Annotated in this window: 16 protein-coding genes; 7 read left to right on the top strand and 9 right to left on the bottom strand. The window is 68.9% G+C overall.

Annotated elements, in window-relative coordinates; all coding sequences use genetic code 11:
• The first annotated feature begins 69 nt into the window (after positions 1-69).
• Together sucB and FDA38_RS13170 are read left to right on the top strand one after the other, a co-directional pair.
• Positions 70-2,016 carry a 2-oxoglutarate dehydrogenase, E2 component, dihydrolipoamide succinyltransferase gene (gene sucB, locus FDA38_RS13175; RefSeq protein ID WP_137254324.1) on the top strand — a complete coding sequence of 649 codons (1,947 nt, stop codon included), beginning with the start codon at positions 70-72 and terminating at the stop codon, positions 2,014-2,016.
• A gap of 93 nt (positions 2,017-2,109) precedes the next feature.
• The gene (locus FDA38_RS13170) at positions 2,110-2,997 is read left to right on the top strand and encodes a TIGR01777 family oxidoreductase (protein ID WP_137254323.1); all 888 of its coding nucleotides are present in this window, start codon (positions 2,110-2,112) and stop codon (positions 2,995-2,997) included.
• 14 nt (positions 2,998-3,011) lie between these two features.
• Here FDA38_RS13170 and FDA38_RS13165 read toward each other — a convergent pair whose 3' ends face one another.
• Positions 3,012-4,673, bottom strand: coding sequence for a protein kinase domain-containing protein (locus FDA38_RS13165; protein ID WP_137254322.1), 1,662 nt, complete (start codon positions 4,671-4,673; stop codon positions 3,012-3,014).
• 111 nt (positions 4,674-4,784) lie between these two features.
• Between FDA38_RS13165 and lipB the strand changes: the two genes are divergently transcribed.
• Positions 4,785-5,501: a lipoyl(octanoyl) transferase LipB gene (lipB, locus tag FDA38_RS13160; RefSeq protein WP_233714688.1), complete on the top strand. Its 717-nt coding sequence runs from the start codon at positions 4,785-4,787 to the stop codon at positions 5,499-5,501.
• 3 nt (positions 5,502-5,504) lie between these two features.
• Here lipB and FDA38_RS13155 read toward each other — a convergent pair whose 3' ends face one another.
• Both FDA38_RS13155 and FDA38_RS13150 read right to left on the bottom strand, forming a co-directional pair.
• Positions 5,505-6,887: a sulfatase family protein gene (locus FDA38_RS13155; RefSeq protein WP_137254320.1), complete on the bottom strand. Its 1,383-nt coding sequence runs from the start codon at positions 6,885-6,887 to the stop codon at positions 5,505-5,507.
• A 5-nt stretch (positions 6,888-6,892) separates the two neighbouring features.
• The gene (locus FDA38_RS13150) at positions 6,893-8,206 is read right to left on the bottom strand and encodes a sulfatase-like hydrolase/transferase (RefSeq protein WP_137254319.1); all 1,314 of its coding nucleotides are present in this window, start codon (positions 8,204-8,206) and stop codon (positions 6,893-6,895) included.
• Between the two features lie 109 nt (positions 8,207-8,315).
• Here FDA38_RS13150 and FDA38_RS13145 point away from each other — a divergent pair, with 109 nt between their 5' ends.
• Positions 8,316-9,515: a hypothetical protein gene (locus tag FDA38_RS13145; RefSeq protein ID WP_137254318.1), complete on the top strand. Its 1,200-nt coding sequence runs from the start codon at positions 8,316-8,318 to the stop codon at positions 9,513-9,515.
• Between the two features lie 4 nt (positions 9,516-9,519).
• Here FDA38_RS13145 and FDA38_RS13140 read toward each other — a convergent pair whose 3' ends face one another.
• The 5 genes from FDA38_RS13140 to FDA38_RS13120 form a co-directional block, all read right to left on the bottom strand.
• The gene (locus FDA38_RS13140; protein WP_137254317.1) at positions 9,520-10,488 is read right to left on the bottom strand and encodes a LysR family transcriptional regulator; all 969 of its coding nucleotides are present in this window, start codon (positions 10,486-10,488) and stop codon (positions 9,520-9,522) included.
• A 109-nt stretch (positions 10,489-10,597) separates the two neighbouring features.
• Entirely contained in the window at positions 10,598-11,764 is a 1,167-nt protein-coding gene (locus tag FDA38_RS13135; protein WP_137254316.1) for an ABC transporter permease, read from the bottom strand.
• Positions 11,761-12,642 (bottom strand): ABC transporter ATP-binding protein, encoded by an 882-nt coding sequence (locus FDA38_RS13130; RefSeq protein ID WP_137254315.1) that lies wholly within the window; start codon positions 12,640-12,642, stop codon positions 11,761-11,763. Before FDA38_RS13130 ends, FDA38_RS13135 begins: the two co-directional genes overlap by 4 nt.
• 117 nt (positions 12,643-12,759) lie before the next feature.
• A complete protein-coding gene (locus FDA38_RS13125; protein ID WP_137254314.1) occupies positions 12,760-13,431 on the bottom strand; it encodes a response regulator in 672 nt (223 codons plus the stop codon).
• Positions 13,424-14,716: a sensor histidine kinase gene (locus tag FDA38_RS13120; RefSeq protein WP_137254313.1), complete on the bottom strand. Its 1,293-nt coding sequence runs from the start codon at positions 14,714-14,716 to the stop codon at positions 13,424-13,426. The genes FDA38_RS13125 and FDA38_RS13120 overlap by 8 nt, the downstream gene beginning before the upstream one ends.
• A 56-nt stretch (positions 14,717-14,772) precedes the next feature.
• Here FDA38_RS13120 and lipA point away from each other — a divergent pair, with 56 nt between their 5' ends.
• The 3 genes from lipA (at position 14,773) to FDA38_RS13105 (ending at position 17,812) form a co-directional block, all read left to right on the top strand.
• Entirely contained in the window at positions 14,773-15,711 is a 939-nt protein-coding gene (gene lipA / locus FDA38_RS13115; RefSeq protein ID WP_137254312.1) for a lipoyl synthase, read from the top strand.
• A gap of 11 nt (positions 15,712-15,722) precedes the next feature.
• Positions 15,723-16,418, top strand: a complete 696-nt coding sequence (locus tag FDA38_RS13110; protein WP_137254311.1) for a DUF4191 domain-containing protein — start codon at positions 15,723-15,725, stop codon at positions 16,416-16,418.
• Positions 16,419-16,519: 101 nt separating this feature from the next.
• Positions 16,520-17,812: an SAM-dependent methyltransferase gene (locus tag FDA38_RS13105; protein WP_137254310.1), complete on the top strand. Its 1,293-nt coding sequence runs from the start codon at positions 16,520-16,522 to the stop codon at positions 17,810-17,812.
• On the opposite strand, the gene FDA38_RS13100 is transcribed toward FDA38_RS13105, so the two are convergent.
• Positions 17,813-18,268, bottom strand: a complete 456-nt coding sequence (locus FDA38_RS13100) for an RDD family protein (RefSeq protein ID WP_137254309.1) — start codon at positions 18,266-18,268, stop codon at positions 17,813-17,815.
• Positions 18,269-18,290 lie beyond the last annotated feature (22 nt).

Here is an 18,290-nt window from a genome sequence, read left to right as displayed (position 1 = left end):
GGATCTCGCCCGCTCCGGCGGCACCGTAGGCTGACACTCGACCGATCAGACGAAGGAGCAACGACCGTCATGCCGACCTCTGTATCCCTGCCGGCCCTCGGGGAGAGCGTCACCGAAGGAACCGTCACCCGCTGGCTCAAGCAGGTCGGCGACACGGTTGCCGTCGACGAGCCCCTGCTGGAGGTCTCGACCGACAAGGTCGACACCGAGATCCCGTCGCCGGTGGCCGGCACCCTGCTCGAGATCAAGGCCGCCGAGGACGAGACCGTCGAGGTCGGCGCCGAACTCGCCGTCATCGGCGATGCCGGCGAAGCATCCTCCGCTCCGGCCGCCCCTGCCCAGGAGGCCCCGGCCGCCGAGCAGCCCGCGGCCGAGCAGCCCGCCGCCGAGCAGCCGGCCGCCGAGGCCGCACCGGCTCAGGCCGAGGCCGCTCCGGCTCCCGAGGCTCCGGCCGAGCAGGCCGCACCGGCGCAGGCTCAGACCGAGCCGGCAGCCCCGGCTGAGGCCGCGCCGGCTCAGTCCGGTGGTGCTGCTTCCGGTACGTCGGTCACGCTCCCGGCGCTCGGTGAAAGCGTCACCGAGGGTACGGTCACCCGCTGGCTCAAGCAGGTCGGTGACGACGTCGCTGTCGACGAGCCTCTGCTCGAGGTCTCCACCGACAAGGTCGACACCGAGATCCCATCGCCGATCGCCGGCAAGCTCCTGGAGATCAAGGTCGCCGAGGACGAGACCGTCGAGGTCGGCGCCGAGCTGGCCATCGTCGGCTCCGGCGACGCAGCCCCCGCCCAGTCTGCCCCCGCGTCAACCCCGGCACCCGCCGCTGCTCCGGCCCCGGCCGCTCAAGCGCCAGCTGCCCAGGCCCCGGCTGCCCCGGCTCCGGCTGCCCAGGCACCTGCCGCTCAGGCTCCGGCTGCTCAGGCACCGGCACCGCAGGCCGCCCCGGCTCCTGCCGCCGCCCCGGCTGCTGCCCCGGCCGCCGCGCCGGCTCCGGCCGCTGCTGCTCCGGCCCCGCAGGCTGCTCCCGCTCAGGCTCCAGCTGCGCAGGCTCCGGCACCCGCGGCCGCCGCGCCTTCTCCGAACGGTGCTGCGACCGACGGTCCGAACTACGTCACTCCCCTGGTCCGCAAGCTCGCCGCTGAGCACCAGGTCGACCTCAACGCCGTACAGGGAACTGGTGTCGGCGGCCGGATCCGCAAGCAGGACGTGATCGCCGCCGCCGAGGCCAAGAAGGCTGCCGCCGCAGCCCCGGCCGCCCCGGCTGCTGCTCCGGCCGCGGCCCCCGCGCAGGCTGCGACGATCAGCCCGCTGCGTGGCACCACCGAGAAGATGAGCCGGATCCGCAAGGCGATCGCGGCCCACATGGTCAACTCGCTGAAGGTCTCCGCCCAGCTGACCACCGTGGTCGAGGTCGACGTCACCGAGATCGCAAAGCTGCGCAACGCGAAGAAGGCGGAGTTCGAGGCCCGCGAGGGCACCAAGCTGTCGTTCCTGCCGTTCTTCGCCCTCGCCGCCGTCGACGCATTGAAGCAGTACCCGAAGCTGAACGCGTCGATCGACGAGGAGAAGGGCGAGATCACGTACCACGCCGCCGAGCACCTCGGCATCGCGGTGGACGTGGAGCGCGGCCTGATGGTCCCCGTCGTACACAACGCCGGTGACCTGAACATCGCCGGCCTGGCGAAGAAGATCGCCGACCTCGCCGACCGCACCCGCAACAACAAGGTGCTGCCGGACGAGATGGCGGGCGGTACGTTCACCATCACCAACACCGGCAGCCGGGGCGCGCTGTTCGACACCCCGATCCTGAACCAGCCGCAGGTCGGCATGCTCGGGACCGGTGCTGTGGTGAAGCGCCCGGTCGTCATCACCCACCCGGAGCTCGGCGAGACGATCGCGATCCGGCAGATGGTGTACCTGGCGCTGACCTACGACCACCGTCTGGTCGACGGCGCCGACGCGGCCCGGTACCTGACGGCTGTGAAGAAGCGCCTCGAAGAGGCCCAGTTCGACGTCTGATCCGATCGGACCACAGGGCGCCGGTGCATTGTCTCCCCCGGAGACGGGCACCGGCGCTTTTGTGTTCAGTGAACCGACAAGGAGCAAAGCGGGATGAAGTACGTGCTGGCCGGGGCATCCGGCTTCCTCGGCAAGGCCCTGGCCCGCGACTTGGTTGCCGACGGCCACCAGGTCCTCCGACTCGTACGCCGTGCGCCGTCGACGCCGGACGAGATCCGCTGGAACCCGGCGAGCGGTGAACTCGATCCGGCCGACCTCGGCGACCCCGATGTCCTGGTCAACCTGGCCGGCGCGAACATCGGCCGCCCGTGGACCCCGACGTACCGCAACACGATCCGCGAGAGCCGCGTCAGTACGACGGCGACTCTGGCCACGGTCGCGTCGCAGCTCGACCGGCATCCGGTGCTGATCACGCAGAGCGGGATCGGCGGGTACGGGACGGACCTCGGGGACCGCATCCTCACCGAGGACTCCGAACTCGGCGAGGGCTTCCTCTCCGACGTCGTACGACTGTGGGAAGGCGCGCTCGAGCCCGCCCGTACGGCAGGTAGCCGGGTGGCCGCGCTGCGCACCGGCGTCGTACTCGATCGCAACGCTCCTGCGTTCCAGCTTCTCTCCCTTCCTTTCCGTATCGGCCTCGGCGGCCGCCTCGGCTCGGGCACGCAGTACTTCCCCGTCATCTCTCTGACGGACTGGCTCCGAGCCGTCCGCTTCGTCGCCGAGAACGACACGATCAGTGGCCCGGTCAACGTCGCCCTTCCCACCCCAGCCACGAACACCGAATTCACCGCGGCTCTCGCGACGGCGCTCAACCGCCCAGCCTTTGTCCCGGTCCCGGCCTTCTTGATGAAGGCCGCCCTGGGCGAGTTCGCCTGGGAACTCCTCGGAAGCAAACGCGCGCTGCCAACGCGCCTTCAGTCGGCAGGCTTCGCGTTCCACTACCCGACGGTCACCACCGCGCTCTCGGCCGCGCTCTCCTGAACACCGGCCGGGGGTCAGGGTTGGGTGATGGCGGTGATGCGCCAGGCCTTGGTGGTTGGGCTGGTTGTCAGGGTGATGAGTTTGGTGGTCGGGGTGCCGCGCGGAAGTGGGGTCGTGGTGCCGGTCTGGTCGACTGCTTGGCCGGCGGCCAGGTGGTCGGTTGTCTTGAGGGTGATCGTGATTCGCGTGCGGTGGGTGATGGTGGAGCTGTCGATCTGGACCCGGAGACCTTCGACCCGGATCTGCTGCTTGCGGTAGCTGGACAGGAGCGCGTGGTCGGACCGCCAGGGTGAGCTGCCTGGAACGTAGATGCGGTCGAGGATGTCGGGATCAAGGGTCCAGAAGGCTTGAGCCCGCTGAGCGTCGAGCGCCTGGAGAGTCCTCGTCCATGTAGGGGACGCGGACTTGCTCGAAGTCGTCCGCTCGGCAGTCGCGGACGCCGTTGGCGGCGGGCGGGTGGGCTGCGATTGCGTTGCGCTCGGCTCCGCGGATTGTTGCCGTGTGGTGCTGGGCTGGCTGGGTCGCGGACGGGCTGGGTCGGCTTGGGCGGTTGCGGGGGCGTCGAGGGTCCGGAGCGTGACGACGCCGATGGCCAGCACGACGACAGCAGCCAGGCCAGCTGGCGCGAGCGTGCCGTACGGCGGGCGTCGGAATCCTCGGCCGAAGACCGTGGCGAGGGCGTCGTGCGGCAGGTGTTGGAGGCGTCTCAGGACGCGATCGCGGCGGGATGGGGTGCGGCGTTTTGGGCGGCTGGGCTTTGAGCCTCCTGTTGCAGTTGGGGACTGTTCGGGGCGGTCGGGGGATGGGGGTGGTGGTGTGGGTGGCTTGGGCGGGGGTGCGGCCAGCGGGCCGCGGGACAGGGCAATCGGGTCGTCGTCGCCTGGAGTCTCGTCGGAGGTCTTCGGGCGAGGGGCGCTGAGAAGAGCAGACAAGTCCGGCCCGCCGGACGGGGTAGGACCCACAGGGGGATCACCCGGGGTGGCACCCGCGGTCGGGCCGCCCGCGGTAGCTGCAGCTCCTGCCGCATCAGCTGTCGCCGCCGGCGGGGTTGCTTCGGGGACTGCTAGGTCGATGGGGGTGGGGGTGGCCAGGGAGAGGAGCTGGCGTGGGAGGGCGGTGGGTGGGGTGTTGGTGAAGAGGGCTGGGGTGAAGACGGTGGGGTCTGCGCCTGCTTGGTGGGACAGGGAGGTTAGGGCGGATAGGTCGGCGGTTGGTGGGGCGGGATGGAGGGTTGCGTCGGAGAGGACGGGGCGGCCGTCGGCGTCGAGGAGGACGTTGTGGAGGGTGATGGCGCCGTGGGCCAGGTTCGAGCGGTGAAGGTGGGCGACGGCCTCGGCGAGTGGGACCAGGAGGGTTACCAGCTCGCCGCGGGACAGCGGGCCGCGGCGGGCCAGGAGCTTGGCGAGGCTGCCGGCGGGGACGTACTGGCTGATGACGATCAGGTCTGTTTCGGTCTCCCGGAATTCCAGCACGCGCGCGATGTGCGGGTGCTGGATGCGGGTGAGCATGCTCAGGTCTTCACGGAGTCTCCTCAGGTCGGATACGGCGCTGATCGGGATCTGTTTGAGTACGGCGTTGCGGCCCGACGTGCGGTCACGGACCTGCCAGACGGTGCCGGTCGGTCCGGACCCGAGCTGCCGGCGCAGGCTGTACCCGGTGAAGTCGGCGAGGTCCATGCCCAAGAGGATGCACCGATCGCGACATCCGCCGTCGAAGTTATCCACAGGCAGGTGGTGGTGATGGAGGCCACGGCGAGGGCGTGGTCGGGGGCGCTTACACTCGATCGGGTGAGGGTTATCGAGTATGTGGAAGCGGGCTTCGGGGCCGACGCGGTGGAGTACGAGACCGCATGGGCGGAGCAGCGGCGGCTGCATACGGAGGTTGCCAAGGGCACCGGTTCGGACACGGTGATCCTGCTCGAGCACCCGCCGGTCTACACGGCCGGCAAGCGCACCGAGCCGCAGGAGCGGCCGTTCGACGGTACGCCGGTGGTCGACGTCGACCGCGGCGGGAAGATCACGTGGCACGGGCCGGGGCAGCTCGTGGGGTACCCGATCGTGAAGCTGGCCTCACATGTGTACGTCGTCGACTACGTGCGGCGGCTCGAAGAGGCGTTGATCGCGGTCTGCGCGGACTTCGGCGTGAAGACCGGCCGGGTCAAGGGACGTAGCGGTGTCTGGGTCGCGGCCGACGAGCGTGGGCGCGAGCGGAAGATCGCGGCGATCGGGATCCGGGTCGCGCAGGGCGTGACGATGCACGGGTTCGCGTTGAACTGCAACAACGATCTGGCCTGGTTCGACCGGATCGTGCCGTGCGGGATCTCGGACGCGGACGTGACGACGCTGTCGAAGGAGCTCGGCCGCGAGGTCGCGGTGACCGAGGTGCTGGATTCGGTACGTCGGCACCTCGACGAACTGCTCGCGTGGGAAGAGTACGAGCGCAGCCCGGACATCGAGCACGCCGACGAGGGTCCGACCGCGATCACGTACGGCTTGACAGTCTGAGCCTCAGCTAGCGGGCAGGCCGACCTCGGCCCGCCATGCCGTGTGCAGGTCGTTGAGGCGGGCGACCACGTCCGGCTGCTCGGCGTACTGGTTGGTCTGCTCGGCTATGTCGGTGGAGAGGTCTGTCAGGGACCAGCCGTTGCCCATAGGCGCGTGTTCGTAGGCCTTCAGATGCTGGGTGTTGGCGTCGTCGGCCACCCAGCTGAGTTTCCACGACCCCGACCGGACGGCCCATTGGAAGCCGCAGTCCCAGTGAAGAGTCTCGTGGGCCGCAGGTGAGGTGCCGGCGAGGGTCGGAAGGATGTCCAGGCCGTCGGTTTCGGTGACGGTAGCACCAGCCGCGCTGGCCAGAGTGGGAACCAGGTCCATCGTGCTGACGAGAGCGTCGGCACTGCGGCCCGCCGGCAGCTGGCCCGGCCAGCGCCAGATCATCGGGATGCGGATGCCGCCGTCCCAGAGCGTGTACTTCGTCCCGCGGAGTGGCGCGTTGTCGCCGAAGTTGCAGGTCGACCCACCGTTGTCGGTGATGTACACGACGATGGTGTTCTCGTCGGCCGCGTCGAGGAGGCGTCCGATCTCGGCGTCCATCAGCTCCAGTTGGGCGAGGTAGTACTCGCGGCCGTGCGGAAGGTTCGGCACGATCACGTCGTCGTACCACTCCGTGAAGGCGCCGTCGGTGTCCGGGGACCAGTCGCGGAACGCGGGCAGACCACGTGCCTCCAGCTCGGAGTCGGGCAGTTGCCAGCAGAAGTTGTGTACTGCGTTGAACGCGACCATGCAGAAGTACGGGCGCTCGTCCGCGGTACCCATGAACTCGGCTGCCCGCCGTCCGAACTCGGCCGTCAGGAAGCCCTCGTGCTCGACCGGAGAGTCACCGGACAGGAGCGGCTGCACGGCCATGTGGTGTGCCGCGGGCTGGCCGTACGACGTCATTGCATCCTCTGAGTGGTGCAGGTAGTTCAAGCGGCCGAATGAGTGGCCGGCCAGTCCGTAGAGCGTTTCCTCGAAGCCGTGGTGCGGTGGGCAGGCCCTGTCCCCCACGTCCTCTTGGCCGTAGTGCACCTTGCCGAAGTAGCCCGTGCGGTAGCCCTGGCCTTGCAGGATCTCCGCCAGGCTCGGTACGTCGTCCGGCGGGAACGCGGCCGAGTCGAACCATTGGCCGCCCCACCGCTGCTGGTACTGCCCGGAGATGATCGCGGCGCGGGACGGGCTGCAGATCGGCGCTGTCACATAGGCATCGGTGCAGGTCACGCCCTCGGCGGCGAGACGGTCGAGGGACGGGGTGTGTACGTCGGGGTGCAGGCCGAGGCCGCCGCGGTCGGCGTACCCGTGGTCGTCGGAAACGATCAGCAGAATGTTCGGAGCAGACGTATTCGAGCTTGACATGGGGCTCAACCTCTCGTGGAGACAGCCATGCGGGCGGCCTGGTCGGACTTGGCACGTTCATCGGTTGCGTCTGGGTCGAGCAGCAGTCTCAGCTCGGCGTCCAGGCGATGCACCAGAGCTGTGTCGCCGGACAGGTCGTTCTGCTCGAGTGGATCGTTGTCGAGGTTGAAGACCTGTGGCGGGTTGGCGGCGCCGTAGTAGCAGTACTTCCACGGGCCCGACTGCAGCATGAAGCCGCCGTCGAGCATGCCTTGGGCGTGGTACTCCGACAGCACTGGGCGATCCGTTGGGTCGAGCAACGAATGGCCTGGTAGAGCGGGATCGGACGCCAGCCCAGCAATGTCCCTGAGCGTGGGCAGGAGGTCGATGAGGCTGACGTGGGCATCGATGCGGTCGGGCGTGAGGGCTGGGTGGCGCAGCAGGAGCGGGATGCGTACGGCGGGGTCGTAGAAGCACTGTTTCTGCCAGATGCCGTGGTGGCCGGCCATTTCACCGTGGTCGCTGGTGTAGATGACCACTGTGTCGTCCGGTACGGCGGCCAGCAGCTGGCCGATCTGGTGGTCGAGGTGACTGATCAGCGCCCAGTAGCAGACCGTTGCCTCGCGGATCTGCTCCTCTGTCAGCGGTTCGTCGTTGCGGAAGCCGTGTCGGAGCAACGAGATCACTGGGTGCTGGTCGTCGGCGACGGATGGCAGTTCGACGTCGGCAGCGTCGTACAGCGCACGGAACTCCGGTGGGGCGACCAATGGGAAGTGCGGGTGCATGTAGCCGACGTACAGCAGGAATGGGTCGTCGCCGGGAGCGCGCAGGAAGTCCAGTGCGGCATCGGTTGTAGCGATGTCGTGCTGCGTGTGGACGTGGGCGCCTGTGCCTTGTTCGGTGACGTGTGAGTTGGTCGGGCGCCGCCAGTCCGGCGTACGGCGAGGTGGGCGTCCGCTGTGGTCCAGCCAGAAGTCCAAGTCGTCCGTGAGGCGCTTGTCGAAGCCCAGCAGGCGGTCTGGTCCGTTGAAGTGCGTCCGGCCGGCGATGACCGAGGTGTAGCCGGCCTCGCGCAGATGGTGACCCCAGGTGCGGTACGACGGACCGGGGATCACGCCGTTGTCCCAGGCGCCGATCTGGTGCACGTACTGCCCAGCCATCAGCGAGAGCCGGGACGGGACGCACATCGGGCTGTTCGTGTACGCACGGTCGAACGAAACGCCCTGTGCGGCCAGGCGGTCCAGATGCGGCGTCCGTACGTGCGGATGGCCGGCCCACCCCGCTGCGGCGGCGGTGTGCTCGTCGGACAGGACTACGAGGATGTTCGGAGGACGGTCCACGGGAACAGCCTAGGCAAGCGATTGCCGGTGCGCTTGGGGCGGATGTGTCTGGTGTGGCGCGCCGAAGTGTCTGCAGGGTGTGACAGCCGATCGTCGCTACCTTGGGGTTGTGGCCAAATTTCTTGGGTTCTTGCTCGGCGTAGCCGTTGCTCTGGCCGGACCGGCCGTTTTCGGAGTACTCGCGGCACCGGGTGGTATCGAGCTGAATGCGAAGGAGCTGGCGCTTGCCTTCGGCATCGGCGCGCTGGTCTTCTGGGCCGTGGTGTCGTACTTCTCGGGCGCGGCCGCGCTCGGGGCGTTCCTCGCCTTCGGCGTTCAGGTCTACTGCTGGCTCTGGATCCCGAACCGGACCACGAACTTCCTGAACGACGTCCCCGGCGTGACCACAGGGATGATCGACGGGTCGAAGCAGTACACGCTGAACGGGGTCGTCCCGATCCTCGGGGTGATCTCGCTGGTGTACGGGATCCAGCTGATCGTCCGCAGTGTGCAGAAGCGGCGGCGGGTGCGGGTCGAGGAGGAGCGGCTGCAGCGCGAGCAGGAGGCGGCGCAGGCGCAGCAGGAGGCGGATGTCGCGGCGGTGTACCCGGTTGCCGGGAGCACCTATGCGGAGCCGGTGCCGTACGAGAGCCACTCGCGGTACGACGATCTGTTCGACGAGCCGGAGCCGGTGCAGCCGCGGAACCAGGCGGACGAGCAGACCCGGCAGTTCCCGCTCGGCGCCGAGTTCGAGCAGACGCGGCAGTTCCCGGAGGATGATGCTCGGGGCAACTACGTAGGCGACGAGACGGTTGCCACGTCGGTGCCGGAGGACGCTGCAGACCAGGATCCGGAGCAGGAGCAGGCCCCCGCGCAGGAGGAGCCCGTAGCGGAGGAAGCTCCGGCAGCCGAGGCCAAGCCGGTCGAGGAGACCCAGGCGGCGCCGGTCGAGGAGACCCAGGCGATGCCGGTCGCGGAGAACAAGCCTGCCGAGTCGAAGACGCCGGACGCCGAGGTAGGCGACGAGACTCAGGCGATGCCGGTCGACGAGACCCAGGCGATGCCGGCGACGGAGACTACGCCGGCTGAGGTGAAGGCCCCGGAGGTCAAGGCTGAGGAGGCGGCGCCGGCTGAGGTGAAGGCGGCGGAAGCCAAGGCTGAGGAGGCCGCGCCGGCGAAGCCGCAGCAGGCTCAAGGTGAGCGGCCGAAGGCGGCGGAGTTTTCGGGTAAGGAGCAGGTGGGATCGCAGTACCGGGAGCGGATGGAGGACCCGGAGGACACCGGGGAGTTCTACCTGGCGTTCGAGAATCCGGTGGTCAAGCCGGCCTAGTGCCTCAAGCGACGTGCATACGTTGCTGGTGCGCACCCCGTCGCGCGTGCTCGGTGATCGCCTCGTCGTACGCCGCGCTCGCCATCCCCAGCACGTCCCCCGCCATCTGCGCACGCGGTGACTCGGTGCTCCACGCAAGCACCAGCTTCCGATGGATCGGGTCACCCGCAAGAGTGCGCGTCGTGACATCCGAGGACAACATCCGGTACGACGTGGGCGAGATCAGCGCCACACCCTGACCGCTCGTCACGAACCCCATCAGCACCGACGTGTCCACCGAGTGATGCTCCACCTTCGGCTGGAACCCCGCCGCCTCGCACGCCGCCCGGAACAGCACATGGAACCCGCTGTCGTCCGGCGGCTCCCCGATCCATTCCTCGTCGGACAGCGACGCCAGCTCCACCTCACCGCGCGCCCGCGTCGATTCCGCCACCGGGTGGTCCGCCGACAGAGCGACGTACGCCGACTCCGACTCGACCACCGTCGTGGACTCGACGCCCGCCGGCAGCCGCAGCTCGAACCCCGGGAACTCCCGCAGCAACGCGAAGTCCAACCGCCCGCTCTCCAACTGCTGCAACAGCACGCTGGTGGACCACTCGACCTCGATGCTGACCTGCTCGATCTCGCCGTGCGAACGCAGCCGGGACGCGATCCCGGACATCGGCGCGGTCGGGAACCCACCGAGCCGTACTGCGGACGACTCCACCGCGGTCATCGCCGACACGGTCGCGGACAAGTGGTCGACGTCGACCAGGATGGCCCGCGCGCGATCGACGGCGTACCTACCGAGCGGGGTCGGCGTGACCCCGGTGCGGGAGCGCTCGAACAGCTCGCCGCCGAACGCCGCCTCGATCCGCTTCAGCTGCGCCGTCAGGCTCGGTTGGCTGACCTTGAGCCAGCGGGCGGCCCGTCCGACGGACCCCGCTTCTGCCACCAGGACCACCACCCGCAGGTGGCGCAGCTCGACGTTCATGCGTTGAGACCGTAGTCCAGGTGTAGGCACAGCACACAGGTACCCAACATTGCGGTTTTGTCACAGCCGGGCCCGGACCTGTAACGCCGGGCCCGGCTGTGACGATGTGCTACGAAGTTTCGAGGGCAAGGGCCTCGCGGTACCCAAGGCGGCGCCCCGTCTGCAGCAGCGTCCGCTCGTACAGCCGCGCGCCCAGCCGGACGATCAGCACAGTCGCGCCGAGCAGCAGCGCGATCGCGACCAGCGGCTGCCAGATCGGCACGTCCTCGGTCAGCATCCGGCCCGGCATCGACATCGACGACGCGATCGGGACGAACGACGCCACCGTCTTGGACGACGAACCCGCGAACACCGAGAAGAAGAACGGGATCATCAGGATCATCTGGCCCGGCAGCGTGGTCGAGCCGAGATCCTCCTGCCGCGTGGCCAGCGAACCCGCCACCGCCCACAACCCGGCCAGCGCCACGAACCCGAGCACGAAGAACACCACGAACCACCCGGCGACCGGTGCGACCACCTCGAGGATGTCGGCCTGATCAGTCGCCAACAGCCCGATCAGCGACGCAGCCGCGATCACCACGATCTGCGAGAGCGCCAGCACGGTGTTTCCGAGCACCTTGCCCCACAACAGCGACCGGATAGGCACCGCGGCGGCCAGGATCTCGACGACCCGGCTCTCCTTCTCCTGTACGACGCTCTGCGCGATCATCATGCCGAAGCCGAGCGCGGTCATGTAGAACACCAGCGCCAGCCCGATGTTCACGAACTGCGAGACGATATCCGGCAGCGGACCGGGCTTCAGCAGTTGTACTTCGACCTTCGTACCGGCGTGCAACTCAGAGGGAGTCAGCCCCGCCTTCGACGCGTTCGTCTCCATGCCGACGGTCGCGGCCGCCTCGCGGAGCGCGCTCTCGATCCCCGAGTCGACGCTGTCCTTGCCGATCACGACGTACCCGTCGGTGCCGGGCACGAGCGCCGCCTTCGCGTCGCCGTCGGTGACCAGCTTCTCCGCGGCGGGTCGATCGCCGGCGCGGACCACCTCATAGCCGTCACCGCCGATCGTCGTCGACGCTTGCTGCACGACCTTGGCAGCCGCATCGTCGACGACCGCGATCTTGTCCGCCCCGCCCTTGCCCGCGAGGATCGCCGGCAGGATCACCGCGACCATCACGATGAACAGCATCACCAGCGTCGAGCCGATGAAGGTCTTGTCCCGGAGCTTCGTGCTGATCTCGCGCTCCGCGATCAGCGCCCACGGCCTGTCCAACACGTTCATCGGGTCGCCTCCCGGAAGACGTCGCTGAGCGCCACCCGCTCCGGCCCGAACTGCCGGACCGGTCCGCGGCTGAGCGCCTCCTGAAGAATCTTCTGCTCGACGGCCGCATCCAGTACGTCGAACAGCGCCGTGCCGCCGGCCACATCGCGTACCTCGATGCCGCGTACGTCGCGCAGCCAGCCCGCGTCGCCGTCCACGACCAGCCGGTACGTCGAGGTCGAGCCCGCCGACAGCTCCGCGACCGAACCCGCCGCGACCACCTTGCCGCGGGACAGTACGACGAGGTCGTCGCACAACCGCTCGACCAGGTCGAGCTGGTGGCTCGAGAACAGCACCGGTACTTCGGAGGTGACCTCCTCGCGGAGCAGGTCCACCATCGCGTCGACCGCGAGCGGGTCGAGGCCGCTGAACGGCTCGTCCAGCACCAGCGCGATCGGCTCGTGCACCAGCGCGGCCGCGATCTGGACCCGCTGCTGGTTGCCCAGCGACAGCGTCTCCAGCGCGTCGGTCGCCCGCTCGGCCAGCCCGAGCCGTTCGAGCAGCTTGTCGGTCCGTTCCAAAGCCCTCTCCGGCGAGAGCCCGTGCAGCCGGCCGAAGAACACCAGCTGGTCGCGGATCTTCATCTTCGGGTACAGCCCGCGCTCCTCGGGCATGTACCCGACGTCGCGCCGTACCTCCTGGGTCAGCAGCTCGCCGTTCCAGAGCACCTGACCGGCGTTCGCGGCCAGAACCCCGAGGATGATCCGCATCGTCGTCGTCTTACCGGCACCGTTGGCCCCGACGAATCCGGTCATCCGTCCAGGTACGACGTCAAAGGTCACGTCGTCCAGCGCCAGATGATCACCGAACCGCCGAGTGAGCCCAGCCACCCTCAGCATGTGTGTCACCGTTCCCTACAGGTCAGCCCCCGCCGGGCGTTCACCCGACACTGACAAACCTAGTGAGAACATGCCTCCCGGTACGTCGCCCGCGAGGGTGATCGCGCGGGTCACCCGCTAGGCGGAGGTGTCGTCCCCCGGGGTGACCAGGCCGCATTCGTAGGCGAAGACGACGGCCTGGACGCGGTCGCGGAGGCCGAGTTTGAGGAGGACGCGGGAGACGTGGGTCTTGACCGTGGCCTCGCCGACGAAGAGTTGGGTGGCGATCTCGGTGTTGGTGAGGCCGCGGGCGATCAGGCCGAGGACCTCGCGCTCACGCTCGGTCAGGTCCGCGAGGAGGTCCGGCCGGTACACGCGTTCGCCGCCGCCGGTGAATCGCTTGATCACCCGCCGCGTCACCTCGGGCGCGAGCAGCGCGTGCCCCGAGTGGACGATCTGGATCGCCTCGACCAGGTCCTCGGGCGCGGTGTTCTTGAGCAGGAACCCGCTCGCGCCGGCCCCCAGCGACTCGAAGAGGTAGTCGTCGCGGTCGAAGGTTGTGAGGATGACCACCTTCCCGGCGTCCTCGGAGACGATCCGCTGGGTCGCGGTGATTCCGTCCATGCCGGGCATCTGGACATCCATGAGTACGACGTCAGGCCGCAGCGCCAGCGCCAGCTCGATCGCCTTCTCGCCGTCGGACGCCTCACCGACGACCTCGATCTCCGGCTCGACCGACAGGATCATCCGGAAGCCGGCCCGGACCAGGTCCTGGTCGTCCACCAGCAGGACCCGCATCGGGTCAGTCATCGATCCCTCCGAACGCCGGCGGGTCCAGCGGGATGCGGACCCGGACCCGGAATCCTCCCACGGGCCGCGGGCCGATCTCGCTCTCGCCACCGAGCAGGCCGACCCGTTCCCGGATCCCGACGTGACCCAGCCGGCTACCGACCGGCGCGTGCTTCGGGCGGCCGTCGTCGAGTACTTCGAGCTCGACCGTGTCACCGAGATAACGCAGCGTGAGGTGGGCGCTGCGGGCTGTCGAATGCTTCCGGACGTTCGCGAGCGCCTCCTGGGCTATCCGGTACACCGACACGGACACGGTCTTGGGCAGCTCGGAGGGTGCGCCGATCTGGTGAAACCCGACCTCCAGACCCTGGCCATTCACCTCCGAGATCAGCGCCGGCAGCCGGTCGGCCCCAGCCTGCGGCGCCTTCGGGTCCGGCGTGGTCACGTCGACGTCGGGATCCGCCGCGCGGAGCATGCCGAGCAGCTGGCGCATCTCGTTCACGGCGCTCCGGCTGGACTCCTCGATCACGTTCAGCGCGTTCTTCGCGGCGTCCGGATCGCTGTCCATCACCCGCCGGGCTCCCCCGGCCTGGACGCCGATGCTGCTGATGTGGTGCGCGACGACGTCGTGCAGTTCACGGGAGATCCGCAGCCGCTCGTCGATCACCGCACGCCGGGAGTTCGCCTCCTGCTGCGCGGCCAGCTCGGTCGCCTGCTGCTCGAGCTCGGCCCGCTGCCGGGCGGTGCCCCACGCCGTACGGCCCCAGAAGTAGGCGCCGAAGAAGTAGAGGACGTTGAGCGCGACGGCCAGGACCACGTTCGAGACGTACGGCGAGAACAGCGCGTGGTTGGGACCCTCGATCGAGTTGGCGCGCAGCGCGCGGACGAAGTTGATCGCCAGCCAGCCGAACATGACCACGAAGACGACCGCGACCGACGCCTTCATCAGCCGCCGGTCGCGGGCCCAGGCCACGGCCGCGTAGATCGCCATGAACATCGTCGACTGGGTGACCAGGTTGCCGGCGAACGCGAAGATCGCCCGCTCGCCGTTCAGCACGAACAGCGCCGCGACCACCAGCAGCACCGGGATCGGCCACCGGCGCCGGAAGCACAGCGGCAGCGCGATCGCCGCGCTCAGCACGTACGGCTCGACGCCGCCGATGCCGAGGTCGACATGGGTCGGCGAGCCGCCGCGGGCCAGCTCGGTCCCGAGCAGGGACGCCAGCGCCATCCCGAGTCCCAGCAGTACGTCGTACCGCTGCTCGCGGGCGGTCGGCGCGGGCCGGGTCCATGAACTCTGGGACATAGCTCATCAGCGTACGGGTGAGACGGCCCTGAGCGCGGACGCGTACCCTTGGGGGCGTGACCATCGCCCCAGAAGGACGGAAACTGCTCAGGCTCGAGGTGCGCAACGCGGAGACCCCGATCGAGCGCAAACCCGAGTGGATCAAGACCCGCGCCAAGATGGGCCCGGAGTACCAGGCGCTGCAGAAACTCGTGAAGTCCGAGGGACTGCACACGGTGTGCCAGGAAGCCGGCTGCCCGAACATCTTCGAGTGCTGGGAGGACCGCGAGGCGACCTTCCTCATCGGCGGGGACCAGTGCACGCGGCGCTGTGACTTCTGCCAGATCGACACCGGCAAGCCGGAGGCGCTGGACCGCGACGAGCCGCGCCGGGTGGCCGAATCGGTCCGGACCATGGGCCTGCGGTACGCGACCGTGACCGGAGTCGCCCGCGACGACCTGGACGACGGCGGCGCCTGGCTGTATGCCGAGACGATCCGCCAGATCCACGAGCTCAACCCGGGCACCGGCGTCGAGATGCTCGCGCCGGACTTCAACGCCGTACCCGAGCAGCTGGCCGAGGTGTTCTCCTCCCGGCCGGAGGTGTTCGCGCACAACGTCGAGACCGTGCCGCGGATCTTCCGCCGGATCCGTCCCGGCTTCCGCTACGAGCGGTCGCTGGACGTCATCACGCAGGCCCGCGACTACGGCCTGGTCACCAAGTCGAACCTGATCCTCGGCATGGGCGAGACCCGCGACGAGGTCAGCCAGGCACTGAAGGACCTGCATGCTGCCGGCTGCGAGATCATCACGATCACGCAGTACCTGCGTCCCTCGGTGCGGCACCACCCGGTCGAGCGCTGGGTCAAGCCCGAGGAGTTCGTCGAGCTGGACGCCGAGGCGCAGGAGATCGGTTTCGCCGGAGTCATGTCCGGGCCGCTGGTACGGTCCTCGTACCGCGCCGGACGCTTGTACCGTCAGGCCGTTGAGTCACGTATGAACATCCAGGACAGGTAGAGCAGGTAGAGATGGCCAAGAACGACGCGCCCGAAGAGAAGACCAGCCGGCTCAAGCAGATCGTGTCGGCGTACAAGCTGACCCAGAAGTCCGACCCGACGGTCGGCCTCGTGCTCGCCGGGATCTTCCTCGGCATCGTCGGGCTCGCCGTGCTCGGCGGCTTCCTGGTCGGCCCGCTGGTGATCTGGATCCCGCTCGGTGTCGCGCTCGGCTTCCTGGCCGCGACGCTGGTGTTCGGCCGCAAGGTCGAGAAGGCGGCGTACAGCCAGATCGAGGGCCAGGCCGGTGCGGCCGCGTCGGCGCTGCAGACGCTGCGCCGCGGCTGGAACGTGACGCCCGCGATCGCGGTGACCAAGAACGCCGACATCGTCCACCGCGTGGTCGGCCGGCCCGGGATCATCCTGGTCGGCGAGGGTCAGGCGAGCCGGGTGAAGAACCTGCTGACGGCCGAGGCCAAGAAGCACAACCGGGTCGCCGGCGGCGCCCCGGTGACGCAGATCGTCGCGGGTCAGGGCGAGGGTGAGATCGACATCCGCAAGCTGACCAAGTACGTGATGAAGCTGCCGGCGGTGATGCAGCCGTCGGAGATCACCGATCTGCTCCAGCGGCTGAAGGCGCTGGACGCGGTCCGGCCGCAGGTGCCGATGCCGAAGGGGCCGGTGCCGAGCAGCCTGAAGGGCGCCCGTCAGGCGATGCGGGGACGGTAACCAAGCGGCATGCTCGACAGTTGATCTGTTCAGACATGCGCCGTGGGGAGGCTGGGAGCCCTTAGGGTGCGACCAGGACGGATTACAGGGGAACAGCTGACATGACGGATCTGATGCCGCCAGTGCACCGACGTGTGCACCAACCGGTGGCCGAGACGTGGCCGACACTGGCTCGGCCACGCTCGAATCCGGTCCGGAGGTACGGCGCGGCCACCGCGATCAAGCTGATCGCCAAGGACCTGCCCGCCACGATCCACCTGGACAGCAACCGCTCGTACGGTCTCGGCGGGCCGGCGATGCGGGTGCACCGGACGTCGGCGTTCCTGGACCGGCTCGGGCACGACGCGGGCTCCGGGTTCGGCGAGGCGTACCTGGCCGGCGACTGGGATCCGGAGCCGGGTACGGACCTGGCCGACCTGCTGGTCCCGTTCGCGGAGCGGTTCAGCAACGAGGAGACCCGGCACCTGCTGCCGAAGTGGGCGCAGTCGCTGCGCTGGCTGGTCACCCGCTCCCAGCCGGGCGACCAGGAGAACGACCGGGCCGGCGCGCGGGAGAACATCAGCCGGCACTACGACCTCAGCAACGCGATGTTCGCTGAGTTCCTCGATCCGACGCTGACCTATTCGGCGGCGTACTTCGGTGATGCTGCTCACAGTGATCTGGCAACGGCGTCGTACGACGAGCTGACCGATGCCCAGCTGCGCAAGCTCGACTCGATCCTCGATGCGGCCGGGATTGTGTCCGGGTCGCGGGTGCTCGACATCGGATGCGGCTGGGCGAGTCTCGCGATCCGGGCGGCCCAGCGCGGCGCGTGGGTGACGGCGATCACGATCGCTTCGCAGCAGGCGTTGCTGGCGCAGCGCCGGATCGCGGATGCGGGTGTCGGCGACCGGGTGCAGGTCGCGCTGCGGGACTACCGCGACCAGATCGGCGAGTTCGACGCCGTACTGAGTGTGGAGATGATCGAGGCGGTCGGCGAGAAGTACTGGCCGGTGTACTTCGAGGCGATCGAGCGCCGGTTGGCGCCGGGCGGCGTCGCCGTCGTACAGGCGATCGTGATGCCGCACGAGCGGATGCTGGCGACCCGGAACACGTTCACCTGGGTGCAGAAGTACATCTTCCCCGGCGGCCTGATCCCGTCGATCAAGGTGATCGAGGACGTCACCGCCCAGCACACCGGCCTACGGGCGGACGTCGTACGGCACCTCGGCGCGGACTACGCGCGCACGCTGCGGGTCTGGCGGAACCGCTTCGTCGAGCGCTGGCCGGCCATCTCCGCATTGGGCTTCGACGACACGTTCGGGCGGATGTGGGAGTTCTACCTCGCGTACTCCGAGGCCGGCTTCCGCACCGGATACCTCGACGACGTACAACTCCGGCTCACGCGCCGCTGATCAACGCCGTACGACGACCGTCTTCGCGGCCAGGTCGTGCAGGCCGCGGTGATCGCGATCGAAGATCACCGCCGGGATCAGCAGGCAGATCAGGAACGACCTGATCACTCCCCCGAGCAGCCCGACCTGCGGAACGTCCTTGCTCTTCAGGTTGAGCACGCGCAGCCCGCAGAGCCGGTGGCCGATGGTGCCGCCGGCCAGGCCGGTCAGGATCGCGGTGATCAGGAAGAAGATCGCCAGGTGTGACGTGTTGTAGTCGTTGCCGCCCGCCCACATCGGCTTGCCGACCACGACCGACGCGACCAGGCCGGCGATCAGCCAGTCGATCAGCAGCGCCAGCAGCCGGCGACCCCAGCCCGCGACCGAGCCCGGGCCGCCCTCCGGCAGACCCAGCCGGCTCCCCGGAAATCGGAATTCTTCGGTGGGTCCTGTGCCCGGCTGCGCCGACGATGCCATGATGACTAGCCTACGGACGGCG

Origin of the sequence: Kribbella jiaozuonensis, assembly GCF_005233875.1 — a bacterium.
Lineage (GTDB): Bacteria > Actinomycetota > Actinomycetes > Propionibacteriales > Kribbellaceae > Kribbella > Kribbella jiaozuonensis.
This window is presented reverse-complemented; position numbering and strand designations above follow the sequence as displayed.

Coding starts and splice junctions, on each gene's coding strand:
- sucB (WP_137254324.1), top strand. CDS start 70: ATGCCGACCTCTGTATCCCTGCCGGCCCTCGGGGAGAGCGTCACCGAA.
- FDA38_RS13170 (WP_137254323.1), top strand. CDS start 2,110: ATGAAGTACGTGCTGGCCGGGGCATCCGGCTTCCTCGGCAAGGCCCTG.
- FDA38_RS13165 (WP_137254322.1), bottom strand. CDS start 4,673: ATGGACCTCGCCGACTTCACCGGGTACAGCCTGCGCCGGCAGCTCGGG.
- FDA38_RS13155 (WP_137254320.1), bottom strand. CDS start 6,887: ATGTCAAGCTCGAATACGTCTGCTCCGAACATTCTGCTGATCGTTTCC.
- FDA38_RS13140 (WP_137254317.1), bottom strand. CDS start 10,488: ATGAACGTCGAGCTGCGCCACCTGCGGGTGGTGGTCCTGGTGGCAGAA.
- FDA38_RS13135 (WP_137254316.1), bottom strand. CDS start 11,764: ATGAACGTGTTGGACAGGCCGTGGGCGCTGATCGCGGAGCGCGAGATC.
- FDA38_RS13130 (WP_137254315.1), bottom strand. CDS start 12,642: ATGCTGAGGGTGGCTGGGCTCACTCGGCGGTTCGGTGATCATCTGGCG.
- FDA38_RS13125 (WP_137254314.1), bottom strand. CDS start 13,431: ATGACTGACCCGATGCGGGTCCTGCTGGTGGACGACCAGGACCTGGTC.
- FDA38_RS13120 (WP_137254313.1), bottom strand. CDS start 14,716: ATGTCCCAGAGTTCATGGACCCGGCCCGCGCCGACCGCCCGCGAGCAG.
- FDA38_RS13110 (WP_137254311.1), top strand. CDS start 15,723: ATGGCCAAGAACGACGCGCCCGAAGAGAAGACCAGCCGGCTCAAGCAG.
- FDA38_RS13105 (WP_137254310.1), top strand. CDS start 16,520: ATGACGGATCTGATGCCGCCAGTGCACCGACGTGTGCACCAACCGGTG.
- FDA38_RS13100 (WP_137254309.1), bottom strand. CDS start 18,268: ATGGCATCGTCGGCGCAGCCGGGCACAGGACCCACCGAAGAATTCCGA.